This window comes from Streptomyces tendae, from assembly GCF_014650435.1.
In the GTDB taxonomy this organism is placed as follows: Bacteria; Actinomycetota; Actinomycetes; order Streptomycetales; family Streptomycetaceae; genus Streptomyces; species Streptomyces tendae.
Genome location: NZ_BMUY01000022.1, coordinates 43,010 through 60,905, shown reverse-complemented (window position 1 = coordinate 60,905; position 17,896 = coordinate 43,010). Strand labels below are relative to the sequence as shown.

The following is a 17,896-nucleotide window of genomic DNA, read 5'->3' as shown; positions in this document are numbered from 1 at the left end:
TTGAAGATCGCATGGGGGCGAAGCAGGGATCCACGAGCGGGTCCACACCGGGCGGGTCGGCGAGCGGCGGGTCCGCGGACGGCGACCGGCGCATCGGCCGCCGCGCGCTGATCGTCGGCGGTGCGGCGGCGGCCGTGGGCACCGGTGTGCTGGCCCGCGACGAGCTGGCCCGGCTGTGGTGGCGGCTGCCGGGCGTCGAGCGGCCCCGCGAGGACGGCGTCGTCGACTACGCGGGCGCGCGCTGGGTGGCGGCGTCGGACGCGAACTGGCGGCGGGCGGACCGGCCGGACGACTTCGGCATCGACATGGTGATCGTCCATGTCACGCAGGGCAGCTTCGACAGCGCGGTGCGGGCCTTCCAGGACCCGGGGCACAAGGCGGCCGCGCACTACATCGTGGGGCAGGACGGGCGCGTCACCCAGATGATCCGCGAGCTGGACGTGGCGTACCACGCGGGCAACCGCGACTACAACGAACGCAGTGTCGGCATCGAGCACGAGGGTTTCGTGGACCGTCCGCAGGACTTCACCGACGCGATGTACGCCGCCTCCGCGCGGCTGACGGCGGGGATCTGCGCGCGGTACGACATACCCGTGGACCGCAAGCACATCCTCGGCCACGTGGAGGTGCCGGGCACCGACCACACCGACCCGGGGCCGCACTGGGACTGGGACCGGTATCTGAAGCTGGTGCGGCGGGCGGCCACGAGCGCACCGTCGAAGCCGCCGACCAAGGCCTGAACCGACACGGCAGCCCGTACCGCGGCTCTTGCGGCAACGCCTGTTCCTACGACAGCCCCGCCGCCCTGGCCCGCTCCACCGCGGGGCCGATCGCCTTGGCGAGCGCCTCCACGTCGGCCTCGGTCGAGGTGTGGCCGAGCGAGAAGCGCAGGGTGCCGCGGGCCAGGTCGGGGTCGGTTCCGGTGGCCAGCAGGACGTGGCTGGGCTGGGCGACGCCCGCGGTGCAGGCGGAGCCGGTGGAGCACTCGATGCCCTGGGCGTCGAGCAGCAGGAGGAGCGAGTCGCCCTCGCAGCCCGGGAAGGTGAAGTGGGCGTTGGCCGGCAGGCGTCCCCCGGGTGACGGGTCGCCGCCGAGGATCGCGTTCGGGACGGCCGTACGGACGGCGTCGACCAGGTCGTCGCGCAGGGCGCCGATCTCGCGGGCGAACCACTCGTGCTGCTCGGCGGCGAGCCGGCCGGCGACGGCGAAGGAGGCGACGGCGGGGACGTCGAGGGTGCCGGAGCGCACATGGCGTTCCTGTCCGCCGCCGTGCAGGACGGGCACCGGGGTGTACTCCCGGCCGAGCAGCAGCGCGCCGATGCCGTAGGGGCCGCCGATCTTGTGGCCGGAAACGGTCATGGCGGCGAGCCCGGAGGCGGCGAAGTCGACCGGGAGCTGACCGAATGCCTGGACCGCGTCGGCGTGCAGCGGCACGTCGAACTCGGCAGCCACGTCGGCCAGTTCACGGATCGGCATGATCGTGCCGATCTCGTTGTTGGCCCACATCACGGTGGCGAGCGCCACGTCGGCGGGGTCGCGGGCGATGGCCTCGCGCAGCGCCTCGGGGTGGACCCGGCCGTGGGCGTCGACCGGCAGGTACTCGACGGTGGCGCCCTCGTGCTCGCCGAGCCAGTGGACGGCGTCGAGGACGGCATGGTGCTCGACGGGGCTGGCCAGGACCCGGGTGCGGGCCGAGTCGGCGTCACGGCGGGCCCAGTACAGACCCTTGACGGCGAGGTTGTCGGCCTCGGTGCCGCCGGAGGTGAGGACCACTTCGCTGGGGCGGGCGCCGAGCGCCTCGGCGAGGGTCTCGCGGGCCTCCTCGACGGTGCGCCGCGCCCGGCGGCCGGACGCGTGGAGGGACGAGGCGTTGCCGGTGACGCCCAGGTGCGCGGTGAGTGCCTCGACTGCCTCGGGAAGCATCGGGGTCGTCGCGGCGTGGTCGAGGTAAGCCATGGTGCGGCCGATTCTACGGGGCGGTTCCGCCCGGCCTCAGACCACGGTTGGCCTCGTCACGCGGTGGCCCGGACGAGACGGCGAGGTGGCTCACAGGCTCCACGACATCGTGTTGTCGGCGGACATGAAGGCGACCAGGACCAGCAGGTCGGCGACGCCCAGGCCGAGGCCGAGGAGGGCCCGGCCGCGGCGGGCGGTGCCGCGCCACAGGGCAACGCTCGCCAGGGCGATGGCGATCGGGCCGAGGAAGACGTTGAGGACGAGCAGGCCGAGCAGTCCGAGAACGAACGAGGCGACAGCCATGCCGTCGGTGTCGTGGATGCCGGTACGACGGGTGGTGCGGGGGCTCTCTGTGGTGCGGTTGGCCGGTGCGGTGAGCTGCATGGTGTTCTCCCTGCCGTGCGTCGGTGGACCGTGCGTGGATGGACCGTGCGTCGGTGGAGGTGTCAGTGGGCGGAGCTGCTCCGCCGGCGGCCGTGCCGCTCGCGGAGGGCGAAGATGCCGAGCCAGACGGCGATGACCAGGCCGGCCGCGACGGAGAAGGTGAGCGGTGCGTGGGCGACGGCGCCCAGCACCACACCGAGGAGCAGGAGTGCGACGACGAGGAACAGCATGGAACGGATCCCCCAACCTTGCGTGGACACTTCGGTGAACGTTTGTGGTTACAGTTGTTCACTGACTTCTCAGTCTAGCGCGCCGCGCGGCTTTTCAATTCCAGAGAACAGTTGTTAACTGCATGGCATGAGTCACACCCCAGGCGTTCGGCAGGAACAGAAGCGGAAGACCCGGCAGGCGCTCCTCGACGCGGCGCTCGGCCTGCTGGAGGAGCAGAGTCTGAGCAGCCTGGGGCTGCGCGAGGTCACCCGCGCCGTGGGCGTCGCCCCGACCGCCTTCTACCGCCACTTCCACTCCACGGCGGATCTCGGTGTGGCGCTGGTCGAGGAGGCGCTGGGCAGCCTGCACCCGATGATCCGGACCACGATGTCACCGGCCGAGGACGACGACGAACGCATCGACCGCGCGGTCGAGTTGATCGCCGGGCACGTGGCCGCGCACCCGGCCCACGTCCGCTTCATCGCGCGGGAGCGGCACGGCGGGGTGCAGCCGGTGCGCCGGGCCATACGGGAGCAACTGGCGCGGTTCGCCGAGGAGGTGAAGGCCGAGCTGGCCACGGACGCGTCGGCGGCGGGCTGGAGCGACACCGACCTGCGCATGCTGGCCGGCCTCTACGTCGACCAGATGCTGATCACGGCGTCCCTGTTCCTGGAGACGCTGGACGCTCCGGAAGAGGAGCGCCGCCGGGCCGTCGAGACGGCACGGCGGCAACTGCGGCTGATCAGCGTCGGCCGCACGCACTGGCTGGACTGAGCAGCCCCCGGGTCAGCCGAGCCGGACCCGGGCCAGCTGGCGGGACTGGGCGACCAGGCGGTCGGCGCTGTCCCAGACCTCGGCGTCCTCCTCCAGGAAGCCGCCGGCGAGGTTGCGGGTGGTGATGGAGACCCGCAGCGGGCCCGGCGCCGGACGGCACCGCACGTGCGCGGTCAGCTCGACCGTCGGCACCCAGCCCTTGAGCCCCAGCTCGAAGGCGGTCGGGGGCAGTGCGTCCACCGCGAGGAGCAGCGAGAGCGGGTCGGCGTCGCGGCCGTCGGCGAGACCGAACCAGGCCCGCATCTCACCCCGGCCCGAGGGCTGCCCCAGCGCCCAGCCCAGGGTGGCGGGGTCGAGCTTGAGCATCAGCCGGTCGGCGATGGCCGAGCTGCCGTCGACCGGAGCGGGGCCGTCCTCCGGGCCGAAGCACTGGTCCATCGGCGGGATCGCGGGCGGCTGCGCCGAGGTGCGGACGTCGTCGGGCAGGGCGCCGAGGTCGCCGTAGGAGGCGAGCACGCGGATGCGCTCGACCTCGTTGCCCTCGTCGTCGTACTGGAAGAGGGAGGCCTGGCCGGTGGAAAGGGTGCGGCCCGTGCGGACGGTCTCGGTGCGCACGACCGCCGGGCCGGGCCGGGAGGCGGTGAGGTAGTGCGCCGAGATGGTGAAGGGGTCTGGGTGCGGGAGCGCGTCGCCGAGGGCCCGGCCCAGGACGGCCAGCAGGTAGCCGCCGTTGACGGCGTTGATGATCGTCCAGCCGGCCGACAGGTCGAGGTCGTAGACGCCGGGCGCGCGCGGGGTGACGGCGGTGTCCCGGTCGAACTCACTGTCGCCGATGGTGGCCCGTACGGCCGCTGCGGAGGCTGCTTCTGGCATGACTGCACGGTACAACAGGGCGCTACTAAGCGGTAGCTTTCTCTGCTTCACGCTCCCGCGCCCGCAGGTACCTCTCCAGCTCCGCCGCCCCGGCCACCATCGCCCGGCCACGGGCCGACACCCGGTCGTGCCACTCGCGCAGGGCGGCCTCCAACGGCTCCACTCCCCCGGCCGAACGCACCTGGGCGATCACGGACGCGATCCGCTCCAGCGGGTAGCCGCCGCGCCTGAGCTGGTGGGCGAGGCGGACGTCCCGGACGTCGTCCTCGTCGTAGCGGCGGTACCCGGTCAGCGGGTCGCGCCGCGGGCGCACCAGGCCGGCCCGCTCCCAGGCGCGCAGGGTCGCGGGCCGGACGCCCAGCTCCGCCGCGAGGGACCCGATGAAGCCGCCCGCCGCACCCGGCACGTCCCCGGCGGCCTCGGGCACCAGGTCCCGCAGCGCGCCCTCCACGGCCTCCAGCGTCCGCCGGTCGTCGAGCAGCCGGGCGTGGCTCTCGTCGATCAACCGGAGCCCCTCGTCCAGCGCGTCCTCGTTCACGGCCCGCATCACCGAGCCCGCCGTCCGGTGACCGTGGCCCGCCAGCAGGGTGAGGAACGCGTCCAGGGCCCGGGCGTGCAGCGCGGTGTAGACGCGGTAGCCGTGGGCCGTGCGCTCGGCGGCCGGGAGGATGCCGGCCGCCTCGTAGTTCCTGACGGCCTGCGCCGACAGACCGTGCACGCGAGCCATGTCGACCGGCCTGAGCTTCCTCGCGCTTTGAGGGTTCGTGGCCATGATTCCCCTGTTTTCGCGACGAAGTTTCAACCGGAACTTCAACGATACCGTTGAAGCCATGGCCGAACGCATCGAGACCACAGCCGACATCGCCCAGCCCCTGGACGCGGCCGCCGTCATGCGGTTGTTCCCCGCCCCGCCCCCGCTGCTCGCCCTGGGCGAGCCCACGCACGGCGAGGACGCCCTGCTCGACGTGCGCAACGCCGTCTTCCGGCAACTCGTCGAGCAGTACGGCTACCGGACGATCACGATCGAGAGCGACTGCCTGCGGGGACTGGTCGTGGACGACTACGTCACCTGGGGCGCCGGCACCCTCGACGAGGTCATGGCACGCGGATTCAGCCACCCCTGGGGCCCGAGCGCGCCCAACCGGGAGCTCGTGCGCTGGATGCGCGCGTACAACGAGGACCGGCCCGCGCGGGAGCGGATCCGTTTCGCCGGCTTCGACGGCCCGCTGGAGATCACCCACGCCGAAAGCCCCCGGCAGGCGCTCACCGCCCTGCACGGCTGCCTCTCGGCGTGGGTGGACCCGGACCTGCTCCCCTGCACCGCGAAGACGTTGGACCGCCTGCTCGGCGCCGACGACCGGTGGACCGAGCCCGAGGCCATGACGGACCCCGCCCGGTCCGTGGGGCGGTCGGCCGACGCGGGCCGGTTGCGGACACTCGCCGCCGATCTCGCGTCGCTGTTGGACGAGCAGACGCCGCACCTGATCGCGTCCGCCTCGCGGGACGACTGGGAGCGGGCCCGCCTGCACGCACGTACCGCCACCGGCCTGCTGGCGTACCACCACGCGATGGCCGACGACTCCCCCGCGCGCATGACCAGGATGCTGGGCGCGCGGGACCGGATGATGGCCGCCAACCTCCTCGCGCTCGCCGAGCGGGGGCCGTCCTTCGTCCACGCCCACAACTCCCACCTCCAGCGCGCGAAGAGCTCGATGCGGATGTGGCAGGGCCGGCTGGAATGGTGGAGCGCGGGGGCCCTCGTCAGCGCCCGGCTCGGCGGGGAGTACGGCTTCGTGGCCACGGCTCTGGGCACGATCCGGCACCACGGCGTGGACACCCCGCCGCCGGAGACCGTCGAGGGGCTCCTGTACGCGCTCCCCGACGACCCCTGCGTGATCGAGCCCGCGCGGCTGGCCGACGCCCTCGGCAACCCGCGGCCCGAACCCCGGGTGTCCTCCTGGTTCGGCTACGCCCCGCTCGATCCCGGCCATCTGGACACGGTCGACGGCGTCGCCTTCGTCAAGGACATGCCGCGTCCGTAACGGGTCCCGGTCAGTCCCCCTCGACCACGGTCGACCGGCGGTTCCAGGCGCGCGGCGCCCGCCAGTGGAAGCGCAGGGCCAGCAGCCGAAGCACGAAGGCCGTGACGACCGCCAGCCCGCTGGTGAACGGGGTGAGCGCCTCGTAGCGGATGCACAGGGCGACCATCGCGGAGCCGACGATCGCCGGCACGGCGTACAGGTCGCGGTCCCAGCGCAGCAGTGAGGGCACCTCGTTGGCCAGCACGTCGCGCAGGACGCCGCCGCCGACCGCGGTGGTCAGGCCCAGGCAGGCGGAGGCGGTCAGGCCGAGGCCGTAGTCGTACGCCTTGGTGGTGCCGGCGACGCAGAACAGGCCGAGCCCGGCCGCGTCGAAGATGTTCACGCCGGTCTGGAGGCGCTCCACGTGGGGGTGGAGGAAGAAGACCAGCAGTGTCGCGAGCAGCGGGGTGAGGAAGTACCCGAGGTCGGTGAAGGCGGCGGGCGGCACCGCGCCGATCACCAGGTCCCGGAACAGCCCGCCGCCGAGCGCGGTGACCTCGGCGAGGACGGCGATGCCGAAGACGTCGAAGTTCTTGCGTACGGCCAGCAGCGCGCCGGAGATGGCGAAGACGAAGATGCCGACCAAGTCGAGCGTGTGCTGGACGGTGGGGCTGAAGAGTTGCTCGTACACCCTTCCATTCTTACCCGACAGTGAGCCCCCGCCTTACAAACGAAGGCAGGGGCTCACTGTCGGGCGAGGTGGGCGAGGTCACTTCTCCTTGGCGGGAGGCTCCTCGGCGGCCGGCTCGTCACCGGCCGGCTCGTCACCGGCCGACGCGGCGCCCTCGGACGACGCGGTCTGCGACGTCTCGGCCTCCGCGGCCCCCGACTCCGCGGCCGCCGACTCCTCGGTCCCGGTCGCCTCGGCGGTCTCCGACCTCTCGGCCTCCGCGGCCTCCGTCGCCTCGACCTCCGCGGCCACCGCCGCCGAGGTCGCCGCCGACTCGGCCAGCGCGTCCTCCGACACCAGCTCCGCCGCCTCCTTGGCGGCGGTGAGCAGGACGACGTCCTGCGGGGCCTGGTCCTCGAAGTTCTCCGGGTGGTGGCAGGCCACCTGCTGGCCCGGCCGCAGCTCCTTGAGCGGCGGCTCGGTGGTCGTGCAGATCTGCGTGGCCTTCCAGCACCGGGTGTGGAAGCGGCAGCCGCTCGGCGGGGCGATCGGCGAGGGCACGTCGCCCTTGAGCAGGATGCGCTCGCTCTTCGCGCCGCGCCGAGCCGGGTCCGGGATCGGGACGGCCGACATCAGCGCCTTGGTGTACGGGTGCATCGGCGACTTGTAGAGCAGGTCGCGGTCGGCCAGCTCCATGATCTTGCCGAGGTACATCACCGCGATCCGGTCCGAGACGTGCCGGACGACGGACAGGTCGTGCGCGATGATCACGTACGTCAGGCCCAGCTCGGACTGGAGGTCGTCGAGCAGGTTGACGACCTGCGCCTGGATCGACACGTCGAGCGCGGAGACCGGCTCGTCGGCCACGACCAGCCGCGGGTTGAGCGCGAGCGCGCGGGCGATGCCGATGCGCTGGCGCTGGCCGCCGGAGAACTCGTGCGGGTAGCGGTTGTAGTGCTCGGGGTTGAGGCCGACCACCGACAGCAGCCGCTGGACCTCCTTCTTGACCCCGCCCTCGGGCTGCACGCCCTGGAGCTTGAACGGGGCGCTGACGATCGTGCCGATGGTGTGGCGCGGGTTCAGCGAGGAGTACGGGTCCTGGAAGATCATCTGCACGTCGCGGCGCAGCGGACGCATGCCGCCGACCCCGAGGTGCGTGATGTCCTTGCCCTGGAACTCGACCTTGCCCGCGGTCGGCTCCAGGAGCCGGGTGATCAGCCGGCCCATGGTCGACTTGCCGCAGCCGGACTCGCCCACGACTCCCAGCGTCTCGCCGGCCCTGACCTCGAAGTCGATGCCGTCGACGGCGCGGACCGCGCCGACCTGGCGCTGCAGCAGGCCCTTCCTGATCGGGAAGTGCTTCTGCAGGCCGGTGACCTTCAGCAGGGTGTCGCCGGGGGCGGCGTCCTTGGTGAGGGTGGTGCCGCTGGTCTGTGCGGGGATGGTCACCGCTTTGTCCTCTGCCTGGTCGCTCACAGCTTCGGCGCAATCTCTTCGGTCCAGATACGCTCCCGCTGCTCCTGCGACATGTGGCAGGCGGCCCAGTGCTTGCTGCCGACCTCGGTCAGCTCGGGGCGGACCGTGCGGGTGACGTCGTCCTTGGGCACGTCGGCGTACGGGCAGCGCGGGTTGAAGGCGCAGCCGGACGGGAGGTTGATGAGGGAGGGCGGCGAGCCCTTGACCGGGATGAGGCGTTCCTGCTGGTCGCGGTCGAGCCGCGGCATCGAGCCCAGCAGGCCCCAGGTGTAGGGGTGCCGGGGCTCGTAGAACACCTTCTCCGCCGGACCGCGCTCCACGCACCGGCCGCCGTACATCACCAGGAGGTCGTCGGCCAGCTCGGCGACGACGCCCAGGTCGTGGGTGATGACGATGACCGCGGAGCCGAACTCCTTCTGCAGATCCCGGATCAGGTCGAGGATCTGCGCCTGGACGGTGACGTCCAGGGCGGTGGTCGGCTCGTCCGCGATGAGCAGCTCGGGGTTGTTCACCAGCGACATCGCGATCATCGCGCGCTGGCGCATACCGCCGGAGAACTCGTGCGGGTAGCTGTCCACCCGCTTGTCGGGCTGCGGGATGCCGACGCGGTCGAGCATCTCCACCGCGCGGCGCTTGGCGGTCTTCTTGTCCACCTTGTGGTGGATGCGGTACGCCTCCACGATCTGCTGGCCGATCGTGTAGTACGGGTGCAGCGCGGACAGCGGATCCTGGAAGATCATCGCCATCTCGCGGCCGCGCAGCTTGCGCACGTGGTCGGGGTCGGCGGACAGCAGCTCGGTACCGTCCAGCCAGATCTCACCCGATATCTGCGCCTTGCGCTTGCCGTACTGTCCGGCGGTGTGCAGGCCCATGATGCCGAGCGAGGTCACCGACTTGCCGGATCCGGACTCGCCCACGATGCCGAGGGTCTTGCCCTTCTCCAGCTGGAAGGAGAGGCCGTCGACGGACTTGACCAGGCCGTCGTCGGTCGGGAAGTGGACCTTGAGGTCGCGTACTTCCAGGAAGGCGGTCGGCGCGGGCGAGGTGCCGGCGGGCTCGCCCACCGCTGCCCCGCTCTTGCTCAGTTCGGTCATGCGAGCCTCACTCGGGGGTCGATCACGGCGTACAGGACGTCCACCACGAGGTTGGCGATCAGCACCGCGAGAGAAGTGATCAGTACGACGCCCAGGATAAAGGGCAGGTCGTGGTTCTGGATCGCGTCCAGCACCTTCTGGCCGAGGCCGGGGAGGCTGAACGTGGTCTCGGTCAGGATCGCGCCGCCCATCAGGGCGCCGAGGTCCATGCCGAGCATGGTGAGCAGCGGGGTCAGGGTCGAGCGCATCGCGTGCTTGCTGATGACGACCTGTTCCTTGAGGCCCTTGGCCCGCGCGGTGCGGATGTAGTCCTCGCCGAGGATCTCCAGCATGGTGGCGCGGGTGATCCGGGCGTACATCGCGGCGTAGAGGAAGGCCAGCGTGATCCAGGGCAGGATCATGCCGCCGAGCCATCCGCTGAAGCTTTCCTCGAGCGGTACGAACTCACCGTCGATCCAGCCCAGTCCGTAGGAGAAGATCGCCAGGCTGAGCAGACCGGTGAAGTAGATGGGGAGGGAGACACCCGCCAGGGCGACGACCATCGCGCCGCGGTCCCACAGCGTGCCCCGCTTGAGCGCGGAGAGCACACCGGCGGCCACGCCGAAGATCAGCCACAGCACGGCGGCACCGAGCGCGAGAGCCAGGGTCACCGGGAAACGCTCGGTCAGGACCGGCCAGACCGACTGCTCGGTCTTGAAGGAGTAGCCGAAGCAGGGCGCGGCGCAGTGGGTCACGTCGCCGCCGGCCGCGTAGGTGCGGCCCGCGAAGATGCCCTTGAAGAACTCCCAGGCCTGGACGAAGACCGGGTCGCCCAGACCCAGCTTCTGCCGCACACCCTCGACGGCGGCGGGGTCCGCCTGCTTGCCGACGAAGTTCAGGGCGATGTCGACCCCGGCCCACTTGGGGACGAGGAAGAAGATGCAGAAGACCACCAGGATGATGACCACGAGCATCACTGCGGCGGCGAACAGCCGCCTGATGAGGTAAGCGAGCACGGGTTGCGGCCCGCTGCGCCCCGCGGGCCGCCGGAGGTTGTCCGGCGGCCCGCGGTCACGCCGCGCCGGCCTTCACCTGCCTTTCGTGCCGTACGGCGGGTGTACCGGTTACTTCTTGGGGTTCTTCAGACCGATGTTCACGAAGTCGTACATACCGCTGTAGGCGTCGGTGGTGTACACGTTCGCGATGTTGCTGGAGCGCCAGTTGATGAACTTCTCGAAGACGAAGGGCAGGTAGTACGCGCCCTCCATCACCTTGTGGTTGATCTCCGTGGCGATCTTCGTCTTGCCGGCGTCGTCCAGCTCGGTCAGGTAGTCGGCGAAGAGACCGTCGATCTTCGGGTCGTCGATCATCGCGAAGTTGTTGTTCGCGCTGTCGAGGATGTAGTCGCTGTGCCACAGCGGCAGACCGTAGCCCTGCACGGACGGGAAGTCCGGGCCCCAGCCCATGATGATGATGCCGTAGCCCTTCTTCTTCACGTTCGTCGGGCTGCCGATGACGCTGGCGTACTGCGAGCCGTCGTACTGGTCGATCTCGACGTCGATGCCGACCTTCTTCAGCGATGCCTGGAGGGACTCGGCGGTGGCGACCTCGACCGGCTTGTTGTTGCGGACCGCGATGGTGGTCTTGAAGCCGTTCGGCTGGCCGCAGGCCTTCAGCTCTTCCTTGGCCTTCTCGACGTTGCCCTTCTTGTTCGCACCGGCCATCTCGTACGGGTCGTACTTCTGGCCCTCGGCGCCCGGAACGGCGGGCGGCAGCATGTTGGTGCCGATGTCACCGCCGGCGACCGGGCCGCCGCGCGCGGTCTGCAGGGAGACGTGGTCGGCCCCGTAGAGCACGGCCTTGCGGCAGTGGATGTTGTCGAACGGCTTCACGTTCTGCGGGAACGTGGCGTACCGGATGTAACCCGAGACCGGGTTGTCCAGGTTCTCCTTGTGCTCCTTCAGCGCCGTGGTGCGACCCTGCGGGGACAGACCGGTCTGGGCCAGGTCGATGTCGTAGTCGCCGGCGATGAGGCGGGCGTCCAGGTCGTTGGCGTTGGTGAAGAACTTGATCGTGACCTTGTCCGGGTACGCCTTGCGGACCGGGTCCGAGCTCTGCTTCCACTCGGTGTTGCGGACCAGGGTCAGGTCCTTGCCGGGGTTGTAGGACTCGAACTTGTACGGGCCCGAGGAGAACGGGTGCAGGCCGTACTTGGACTTGGTGTCCTTGTCCTGGCGGACCGGGGACGCCGAGGTCAGCGCGAGCATCTCCTCGAAGTCCGAGTTGGCCTGCGGCAGGTGGAAGACGATCGTCTTGTCGTCCGGCGTCTCGATCGCCTTCAGACCGAGCTTGTCCTTGGACGTGTCCTTGTACGGGCCCTTGTACTCGTCCTTGGGGTCGAGCACCTCCTTGAGGTACGTCGGACCGCCGGACAGCACGTCCTGCGCCCAGACGCGCTCGATGCCGTACTTGACGTCCTTGGAGGTGATCGGCTTGCCGTCCTCCCAGGTGACGCCGTCACGCAGGGTGTACGTGTAGGTCTTGCCGTCGTCCGAGACCTTGGCGACGTCGGTGGCGAGGTCGGGGGTGACCTCGGCGCCGGTCTTGCCCGGCTCCGTCTTGTTGGTGACGAGCTGGCGGCTGTAGTAGCGGGAGAAGTTCCACATGAAGCCGTAGTAGCCGCGCGTGGTGTCCCACGAGTCGGCGTCCTGCGTGCTCGCGAACTTCAGCGTGCCGCCCTTCTTGGCCTCGGCGGCCTGGGCGACCTTGTTGTTGGCTGCGTCGTAGCCGGGCGCGCCGTTCTTCGAACCGCCGCTGCCGTTGTCGTCGTCGCCGCCTCCGCCGCACGCCGCCGTGGTCAGCAGCGCGGCGACCACTGCGGCAGCGGCCAAAGCCTGCTTGCGCCGCCCTGAGGTGCGTTGGGTAGTCACGATCTCGGATCCTCCGGATTAGATGAGAGACCCCGTGCAGGTGCCACGGGTCGCTTTGCGGTACGGCAGGGTCAGCGGGAGCCCTTCGGATCCAGCGCGTCGCGCACGCCGTCACCGAAGAGGTTGAAGGCAAGAACGGTGATGAAGATCGCCACACCGGGGACCACCATGTACATGGGGTCCGACTTGTAGTAGTCGATCGCGCTCGAGAGCATCTGCCCCCAGGACGAGGTGGGCGGCTTGACGCCCACGCCCAGGAAGCTGAGCGCCGCCTCGGTGAGGATGTTGGTGGGGATCATCATCGTGGTGTAGACGATGATCGGCGCCACCAGGTTGGGCAGCAGTTCCTTGAACAGGATGTAGAACCGCCCGGCCCCCAGCGACCTGGCCGCCTCGACGTACTCCCGTTCGCGCATGGACAGGGTCTGGCCGCGGACCACGCGGCCGATGTAGGGCCAGCCGAAGAAGCCGATGACCACGATCATCATGAGCAGGCGCACGCCCGTACCGCTCAGCCCCAGCATGGAGTCCGGCATCACGGAGACCAGCGCGATGATGAACAGGAGCTGCGGGAAGGCCAGCAGGCCGTCCATGATCCGGCTGATGAGGGAGTCGACCCAGCCGCCGAAGAAGCCGGCGAGCACACCCAGGACGGTGCCGATGACCACGGCGACCATGGCGGACAGGAAGCCGACCAGCAGCGAGATCCGGGCGCCGTGGACGATGCGGGCGAAGATGTCACGGCCGTTGACCGGCTCCACGCCGAGCCAGTGGTCGCCGCTGACGCCGCCCAGCGAGCCCGTGGGGGTGCCGAAGAGCGGGTCGATCATGTCCTCGTTGTACGCGTTGGGCTCCTGCCCGTACAGGGAGGTGATCAGGGGCGCGAAGACGGCGACCAGGATGAGGAGCAGCACCACGATGCCGCCCGCGAGGGCGAGCCGGTCCTTCTTCAGGCGCTCCCAGGCGATCCGGCCCAGGGAGCGGCCTTGTACCGACTTGGCTTCGGCGCCGGCGACAGCCGCTTCCTCTGCCGCACTCGGGGCCGCTTCCGCGGTCGGCTCGTGCAATGGTGCCGTCATCTGGCAGGGACCCCTCTCAACCGGCGGTAGCCGGCCCGCACTTGCCGCTGTAGCGGCGTGATCAGTCCGTCGTACAAAGAGGCGAGCATCCACCCCTTGTTGCGGGAGTCTTCAACGCTTTGGCGATCTGTAGCCAGACTTGACGGGGAATGGATGCGCAACCGTGATGCTGTTTGAGGTGTTCCGTTATCCGGACAGTGGGTAACGGGGGTCGGACGCGGGCGAGTTGGGACATCTGCGGCAAAGGGGTGCTTTGCGCCGTCATCTACGCGCGAAGATCGCCTCTGCCGCCGGTGTCGGCGAGGGCCGCGGATCCTGCGCCCGTCAGTACCGGCTGCCGGCCGGAGGGTACCCGTACCCGCCCGCCGGTGCCTGGGCGGGGGCGGCCGCGTGGGCCTCGCGGTCGTAGAACGGACGGGCGTTGGCACGCAGCCACAGGGCGACCGGATCGTGGGCGTCGGTCATCGCCACCGTCGACACCGGCAGCCCGTCCGGCACCGCGCCGACGGACTGCTGCATCATCGCGCGCACCGCGTCGACGGCCGGCGGGGAGGTGTCGTACACGTCCAGGCCGATGGCGAGGTACGGCGCCCCGAGCGCCGGCTGCACCCAGGCGCGGCGCAGCGCGCGGACCGCCGGGGTGCGGTGGGCGTTCTGTGCGAGCAGGGCGTAGAACTGGGGGATCTCGATGGCCGGTTCGGACAGGCGCAGGGGGCCGGCGGGCTGACGGTCCAGGCCGGAGGCGATGCGGCGCAGGTCGAGCCAGGGAATGCCGACGCCGCCGCCGGGGGCGTGCGGGTTGAGCCACAGGCCGTAGTGGTCCGGGTAGAGGGCGCGGGCCACCTCCAGGCCGTCGACCACCTCGTACGACCGGTTCCAGCCACTGGCGGACAGCTCCTGGGCGGAGGTCACGCAGGGGGCGTAGCCGTAGCCGTCGACCTCCATGTTCCCGTACTGGGCGTCCGGGGAGCCGGCCTGTCCGTGCCACAGCAGCATCCAGACCTGGCCGGAGGCGGGGGTGGCGAGGGCGCGCAGCAGGGCCTCGTAGGCGTCGTAGCGCCCGGGCGTCACCTGGCGCAGCATGTGCTCGACCTGTCCGGTCGTGGTGCCGCTGGCGCTCACGTGTATCGCCCCTTCGAGAAGTTCCCCCGGTGTCGGGTCCAGCTTAAGGCTCCGCCGGGTGCGGGGGGCCTTCCAGCTCGGGGTGTGCTGTCGTCTTGTGGGTGCGGCGCCGTCGTGGCTTGTCGCGCAGTTCCCCGCGCCCCTGACGGCACTTCCCCTTACCGGTGTTTACAAGTCACCGTTGTAGAAGGGGCGGACGCTTTCCCGCATCCAGTCGCAGACCGGGTCCTGGGCTGCTTCCAGGAGCACCAGGTTGACCTGGTACTTCAGGGGGGACTTGGTGAGGGCTCGGCCCAGGGCGTCCAGGGGGAGGGCCCGGGCGTCGCCCTCCCAGTGGGTGAGTTCGACGCCGACGAACATGACCGGGTCGGCGGTCTCGACGGCGGCCATGCAGCGGCGCGCGCTGCGTACGACGCCGGTGGCGGCGAACTCGGCGGAGGCGGCGGCCAGGAAGTCCACCGGGTCGTCCTGCCAGTCCGGCTCGAAGAGGCGGACCCGGCCGCCGGACGCGGGGCCGTCCAGCGGGGTGCGTCCGGCCCGGCACAGCTCGGCCACGGCGGGCGGCGGCAGCGGGATGCCGACCACGCCCTCCGGGTTCACCACGATGCCGACCTGCGGGGGCAGGCCGCGGGCGAACTCCACGGCGGGGGCGATGGTGTACGCCATGTGCGCCCCCGCGACCTGGCGCAGCTGCTCCTCGGAGCTGAAGACCGGCACGTATGCCTGGCCGTCGATCTCCAGCGAGGGCAGGTCGAGGGGGCCGCTGTGCGGGCCGCCGCCGTTCGGAAGGGGTATCCACAGGAAGCTGCGGCCGAGGACCTCCACGATCCGGCCGCCGGCCGACGGGATGCCGAGGGAGGCGGACAGCACCTCCTCCAGCTCGTTGCCTGGCCACCCGCCGTGCGGGTGGGGGTGCGCCTGTGCCGGGAAGTCCATCTGCCTACCTACCGCCTGCCTGGTACCGCCGTTCGTGGCTGAAAGGCTAACCCGTTCGGCCCCGTGCCCTACCGTGCGTCACCCCGTGAAGGCGATCCGGCGCAAGGTGTCGGCCGCCGCCCGGTCGAGGACGACCGCCGAGGCGCAGCCGGCGGGCAGGGTGCCGTCGGTGACCGCGCGCAGCAGGCGGGAGTTGGCCGTGCGGTGCCGCAGGAACGCGTACCGCGAGACGCCCCGGCCGCGCTCGCGCTGGCCGGCCAGGGCCTCGTCGGGAGCGACGTCGAGGAGCAGCAGGTGCAGGGTGCCCTCCCGGCGGCGGGCCTCGCGGGCCAGCCAGCCGCGCACCCATGCCTGGGTCCCGCAGTCGTGCACGACGACGCCCTCGCCGGTGCGCAGCGCGCGGCGCAGCCCCGCGTAGTGGGTGAGGCGGACGAGGGGGCGGTAGAGCGCGTACGGCAGGAAGCGCGGCATGCGCTCGTCCCAGCGGTCGCGGGTGTCCTGGGAGTCGATGCGACCGCCGCGCACGGTGCGCCGCATCAGCGTGGACTTGCCGCTGCCGGGCAGGCCGGTGATCACCACCAGGTCCCGGGGTCCGAAGAGCAGGGCGTGCGGGCTGCGGCCGTCGCGGTCCCTCAGGTCGCGGACGACGGGTGCGGGCAGTGGGGCGCATGCCTCGGGGGCCGGGGCGGCGGGCTGCTTGGGCAGCGCGAGTCCCGAGGTCGTGGCGTACGCCGTGGTCCTGTTCACCGTGATCGTCCTCCCCTGGGGCGGTACACGAGTACCTCCCCGTCGAGTGTAAAGAGAAGGTAATGCGCGGGTCTCGCGTTTTCGTTCGCTTACTGCCACAAGCCGGTTACAAGAACAGCTCTGCCCACGGATGAGCCAGGCGTGCAATGATGGCGGCGCCAACTGCATACCGGCCGTTTGAATCCGCGCGGGAGAGTCCCCGGCCGCGCCGGGGCGCCGAAGGAGCAAGTCCCTCCCTTGAATCTCTCAGGCACCGTTACCGCGCGGGCGAGGCACATCTGAAAAGCGGACCGCCCCCGACGGCGGTCCCACCCAAGGTGCAAGCCCTGATCGCCGTACTCCGGTGGCCGTGGCGAACCTCTCAGGTTCCGATGACAGATGGGGAGGACCGACCTCGCCCCGTCCTGTCCTGGGAGACGACCGACCGATGAGCAGTACCGAACTGCGCCGTACCGCGCTCGATGCCACGCATCGCGCGCTAGGCGCGACGATGACCGACTTCGCCGGCTGGGACATGCCCCTGCGCTACGGCTCCGAGCGCGAGGAGCACGTCGCGGTGCGCACCCGCGCCGGTCTCTTCGACCTCTCACACATGGGTGAGATCACCGTCACCGGGCCGCAGGCGGCCGAGCTGCTGAACTTCGCGCTGGTCGGCAACATCGGCAGCGTGAAGCCGGGCCGGGCCCGCTACACCATGATCTGCCGCGAGGACGGCGGCATCCTGGACGACCTGATCGTCTACCGGCTCGGTGAGACCGAGGCCGGGTCTCCTCACTACATGGTCGTCGCCAACGCCTCCAACGCCCAGGTCGTGCTGGACGCGCTGACCGAGCGGGCGGCCGGCTTCGACGCCGAGGTGCGCGACGACCGCGACGCCTACGCGCTGCTGGCGGTGCAGGGCCCCGAGTCCCCGGGCATCCTCGCGTCGCTCACCGACGCCGACCTGGACGGCCTGAAGTACTACGCCGGTCTGCCCGGCACGGTCGCGGGCGTCCCGGCGCTGATCGCGCGCACCGGCTACACCGGCGAGGACGGCTTCGAGCTGTTCGTGAAGCCCGAGCACGCCGTCGAGCTGTGGCAGGCGCTGACCAAGGCGGGCGAGGGCGCGGGGCTGATCCCGTGCGGTCTGTCCTGCCGGGACACGCTCCGCCTGGAGGCGGGCATGCCGCTGTACGGCAACGAGCTGTCGACCGCGCTGACGCCGTTCGACGCCGGTCTGGGCCGGGTGGTGAAGTTCGAGAAGGAGGGCGACTTCGTCGGGCGCGCCGCGCTGACGGAGGCCGCTTCCCGGGCGGAGCAGAACCCGCCCCGCGTCCTGGTCGGCCTGGTCGCCGAGGGCCGCCGGGTGCCGCGCGCCGGGTACCGGGTGGTCGCGGGCGGCGAGGTGATCGGCGAGGTCACCTCCGGTGCTCCGTCCCCGACGCTGGGCAGGCCGATCGCCATGGCGTACGTCGATCCCGCGCACGCGGCCCCTGGCACCGAGGGTGTCGGTGTGGACATCCGGGGCAGCCACGAGCCGTACGAGGTCGTGGCGCTGCCGTTCTACAAGCGTCAGAAGTAGACAGAGGTAGACAGTGGACACGGGGCGCCGCCTCTCCGCGGCCGCCCGGTGTGTCACTCACCCCTACACTCACCCCTCCCCATC

18 protein-coding genes and 2 riboswitches are annotated in these 17,896 nt (G+C 70.9%); of the genes, 4 read left to right on the top strand and 14 right to left on the bottom strand.

Going from position 1 to position 17,896, the window contains the following annotated elements; translation table 11 throughout:
- Positions 1-11: 11 nt before the first annotated feature.
- Entirely contained in the window at positions 12-740 is a 729-nt protein-coding gene (locus tag IE258_RS37750) for an N-acetylmuramoyl-L-alanine amidase (protein WP_189750309.1), read from the top strand.
- Between the two features lie 46 nt (positions 741-786).
- Here the strand turns inward: IE258_RS37750 and IE258_RS37745 are convergent, their stop codons facing one another.
- The 3 genes from IE258_RS37745 to IE258_RS37735 form a co-directional block, all read right to left on the bottom strand.
- Positions 787-1,956 (bottom strand): cysteine desulfurase family protein, encoded by a 1,170-nt coding sequence (locus IE258_RS37745; protein ID WP_189750308.1) that lies wholly within the window; start codon positions 1,954-1,956, stop codon positions 787-789.
- A 90-nt stretch (positions 1,957-2,046) separates the two neighbouring features.
- Positions 2,047-2,340, bottom strand: a complete 294-nt coding sequence (locus IE258_RS37740; RefSeq protein WP_189750307.1) for a DUF4190 domain-containing protein — start codon at positions 2,338-2,340, stop codon at positions 2,047-2,049.
- Positions 2,341-2,402: 62 nt separating this feature from the next.
- Complete coding sequence (locus tag IE258_RS37735; protein ID WP_189750333.1) at positions 2,403-2,600, bottom strand: hypothetical protein; 198 nt, start codon at positions 2,598-2,600, stop codon at positions 2,403-2,405.
- A gap of 97 nt (positions 2,601-2,697) precedes the next feature.
- Here IE258_RS37735 and IE258_RS37730 point away from each other — a divergent pair, with 97 nt between their 5' ends.
- Entirely contained in the window at positions 2,698-3,324 is a 627-nt protein-coding gene (locus tag IE258_RS37730) for a TetR family transcriptional regulator (RefSeq protein WP_189750306.1), read from the top strand.
- 12 nt (positions 3,325-3,336) lie between these two features.
- On the opposite strand, the gene IE258_RS37725 is transcribed toward IE258_RS37730, so the two are convergent.
- On the bottom strand, positions 3,337-4,197 hold the full coding sequence (locus IE258_RS37725) for a thioesterase family protein (RefSeq protein ID WP_189750305.1): 861 nt from the start codon (positions 4,195-4,197) through the stop codon (positions 3,337-3,339).
- Between the two features lie 25 nt (positions 4,198-4,222).
- Positions 4,223-4,969 (bottom strand): TioE family transcriptional regulator, encoded by a 747-nt coding sequence (locus tag IE258_RS37720; RefSeq protein WP_189750304.1) that lies wholly within the window; start codon positions 4,967-4,969, stop codon positions 4,223-4,225.
- A 58-nt stretch (positions 4,970-5,027) separates the two neighbouring features.
- Here IE258_RS37720 and IE258_RS37715 point away from each other — a divergent pair, with 58 nt between their 5' ends.
- Positions 5,028-6,239: an erythromycin esterase family protein gene (locus IE258_RS37715; RefSeq protein ID WP_189750303.1), complete on the top strand. Its 1,212-nt coding sequence runs from the start codon at positions 5,028-5,030 to the stop codon at positions 6,237-6,239.
- A 10-nt stretch (positions 6,240-6,249) separates the two neighbouring features.
- On the opposite strand, the gene IE258_RS37710 is transcribed toward IE258_RS37715, so the two are convergent.
- From IE258_RS37710 to IE258_RS37670, 9 genes are all read right to left on the bottom strand, one after another.
- Positions 6,250-6,909, bottom strand: coding sequence for a trimeric intracellular cation channel family protein (locus IE258_RS37710; protein WP_003973517.1), 660 nt, complete (start codon positions 6,907-6,909; stop codon positions 6,250-6,252).
- Between the two features lie 78 nt (positions 6,910-6,987).
- Entirely contained in the window at positions 6,988-8,337 is a 1,350-nt protein-coding gene (locus IE258_RS37705; RefSeq protein WP_229892682.1) for an ABC transporter ATP-binding protein, read from the bottom strand.
- 23 nt (positions 8,338-8,360) lie between these two features.
- The gene (locus IE258_RS37700) at positions 8,361-9,458 is read right to left on the bottom strand and encodes an ABC transporter ATP-binding protein (protein ID WP_159329481.1); all 1,098 of its coding nucleotides are present in this window, start codon (positions 9,456-9,458) and stop codon (positions 8,361-8,363) included.
- Positions 9,455-10,453, bottom strand: a complete 999-nt coding sequence (locus tag IE258_RS37695; protein WP_127892511.1) for an ABC transporter permease — start codon at positions 10,451-10,453, stop codon at positions 9,455-9,457. The genes IE258_RS37700 and IE258_RS37695 overlap by 4 nt, the downstream gene beginning before the upstream one ends.
- 108 nt (positions 10,454-10,561) lie before the next feature.
- Positions 10,562-12,367: an ABC transporter substrate-binding protein gene (locus tag IE258_RS37690; protein WP_189750301.1), complete on the bottom strand. Its 1,806-nt coding sequence runs from the start codon at positions 12,365-12,367 to the stop codon at positions 10,562-10,564.
- Positions 12,368-12,438: 71 nt separating this feature from the next.
- A complete protein-coding gene (locus tag IE258_RS37685) occupies positions 12,439-13,446 on the bottom strand; it encodes an ABC transporter permease (protein WP_102932669.1) in 1,008 nt (335 codons plus the stop codon).
- Positions 13,447-13,770: 324 nt separating this feature from the next.
- Positions 13,771-14,568, bottom strand: coding sequence for an enhanced serine sensitivity protein SseB C-terminal domain-containing protein (locus tag IE258_RS37680; protein ID WP_159329483.1), 798 nt, complete (start codon positions 14,566-14,568; stop codon positions 13,771-13,773).
- 168 nt (positions 14,569-14,736) lie between these two features.
- Entirely contained in the window at positions 14,737-15,504 is a 768-nt protein-coding gene (locus IE258_RS37675) for an enhanced serine sensitivity protein SseB (protein ID WP_189750300.1), read from the bottom strand.
- A gap of 78 nt (positions 15,505-15,582) precedes the next feature.
- Complete coding sequence (locus tag IE258_RS37670; RefSeq protein ID WP_189750299.1) at positions 15,583-16,251, bottom strand: AAA family ATPase; 669 nt, start codon at positions 16,249-16,251, stop codon at positions 15,583-15,585.
- Between the two features lie 178 nt (positions 16,252-16,429).
- A riboswitch (glycine riboswitch) is annotated at positions 16,430-16,523 on the top strand.
- Positions 16,524-16,639, top strand: a riboswitch (glycine riboswitch).
- Between the two features lie 39 nt (positions 16,640-16,678).
- Between IE258_RS37670 and gcvT the strand changes: the two genes are divergently transcribed.
- Entirely contained in the window at positions 16,679-17,812 is a 1,134-nt protein-coding gene (gene gcvT / locus IE258_RS37665) for a glycine cleavage system aminomethyltransferase GcvT (protein WP_189750298.1), read from the top strand.
- The last annotated feature ends 84 nt before the right edge of the window (positions 17,813-17,896 follow it).